The organism is Kitasatospora sp. NPDC033851, assembly GCF_055576085.1.
This window is the reverse complement of record NZ_JBVIRL010000098.1, coordinates 1-1724: the sequence shown is the minus strand read 5'-3', so window position 1 is coordinate 1724 and position 1724 is coordinate 1. Positions and strand designations below refer to the sequence as shown.

Annotated in this window: 1 protein-coding gene; it reads right to left on the bottom strand. The window is 70.4% G+C overall.

The window, feature by feature from the left end; genetic code table 11:
• Positions 1-16 precede the first annotated feature (16 nt).
• The gene (locus ACZ51D_RS43640; protein WP_465665881.1) at positions 17-1642 is read right to left on the bottom strand and encodes an ISAzo13 family transposase; all 1626 of its coding nucleotides are present in this window, start codon (positions 1640-1642) and stop codon (positions 17-19) included.
• Positions 1643-1724: the final 82 nt, after the last annotated feature.

The following is a 1724-nucleotide window of genomic DNA, read 5'->3' as shown; positions in this document are numbered from 1 at the left end:
GGGAGCCGCCGATTAATTACTTGGCGTTCTTGGTGTGGGTTCGCCCGACGAGGTCGGCGAGGTCTGCCGCGGTGGGTGCGGTGATCGGTGCCGGGCGGGCGCGGCGGTCGAGGGCCTCCAGGATGGGGGTCATCTCGTGCAGGGCGTCGCCGACGGCGGCCGCTGGCGAGCCGAGCAGAGAGGTGAGGACCCGGATCTGGGTCTTCCAGCGGTGGCGGATGACGGTGACCAGCAGTCGGTCGGACAGCGAGAGGGGCCCGCGCCGCAGGGTGCGGTGCCGGGCGCGCTTGTGGTGCAGGCTGATCGGCGGGTGGTCGAGGAGGTACTGCTCGACCTCGGCCAGCAGGTCGGCGAACGCTCCGGTGTCCATGCCGGTGAGGGTGGGATGGTGCAGCCAGCCGGGGGCCAGGTCGTCGGGCTGGGTACGGTCTTCGCTGGTCGGGACCGGCACCCGGGCCGGCGGTTCGGGCCGCAGGGTGTAGTTCCACGTCCCGTGCCAGTCGTGCGCGGTCAGCGGCAGGGCCGCCATGACCTCGTCCAAAACCGTGACGCCGGTCGGGTAAGCGCCGGGGTCGAGTTCAGCGTGCACCGTCAGCCCGGTGCGAGTGGTGGTCGCGCCGATGGTGTTGACGACGACCTCGTGGCTGGTCAGCGGGCGTCCGCGCCAGTTGCTGCTGATCTTGGAGAAGAGGCGGTGCTCTATCTTGTTCCATTTCGAAGTTCCAGGCGGAAAATGACAGACCGTCACCTCCAGTCCAGCCGCGTGGGCGAAGTCGGCCAGTTCCTTCTTCCAGGCCCGCACACGGTAGCCGTTGGAACCGCCGGCATCTGCGGTGATCAGCAGCCGGGTCGCGCCGGGGTAGCGGTGCCGTCCCTCGCCGTGCCACCACCGGCGCAAGGTGGCGACCGCAAACGCGGCGGTGTCCCCGTCGCAGCCCACCGACACCCAGCCGGCATCGGCGGCAAGGTCGTAGATCCCGTACGGGACCGCCTTCTGGGCGTCCTTCTCGGGAAAGTCGTGGGCACGCACCTGCACCGGCTGCCCGCTGCGGTGCCACTCCTGCCCGGCGACCGCGTAGTTGCCCAGGACCTCCTTCTTCTTGGTGTCCACGCTGATGACCGGCTGCCCGGCCGCGGTGAACTCTTTGACCCGGTCGTTGATGTAGTGGAACTGCGCGTCCCGGTCGGGATGACGGGCGCCTTCGGTGGTCCGCGAGGTGCCCTGTAGGGAGAACCCCTCCCGCTTCAGCAGCGCGGCGACGGTGTCCGCGCCCACCGGGTGCCCTTGCCGGGTCAGCTCGGTAGCCAGGTTCCGGGTGGACTTCACCGTCCAGCGCAAGGGCGACTCCGGGTCCCCGCGCTGATCTGGCTCGACCAGCGCCAGCAGGGCCGGGACCAGGCCCGGATCGCTCTCACGCAACCGCTTGCGGCCCGCACCCATCGCCCGTACCCGGCCCGCCGACTCACCGCCCGAGGCCAGCTCGCGCGCACCGCGCGCCACCGTCGACTCCGCCACCCGCGCAACGCGAGCAACCCTGCGGACGCCCCCGTACCCCAGCACCCGGGCAGCCGCCCCCAACGCCAGGCGCCGCTGCCGTTCATCCAGATGCGGCAGCAGCGCGGCGAACGCCTCCCCGAGCACGGTCTCGGTCTCCTCCGTCACGCCGAGATCCTACGACCCCAAGTACGTCATCAGGTCCGTAAGTTATTAATCGTCAGCTCCC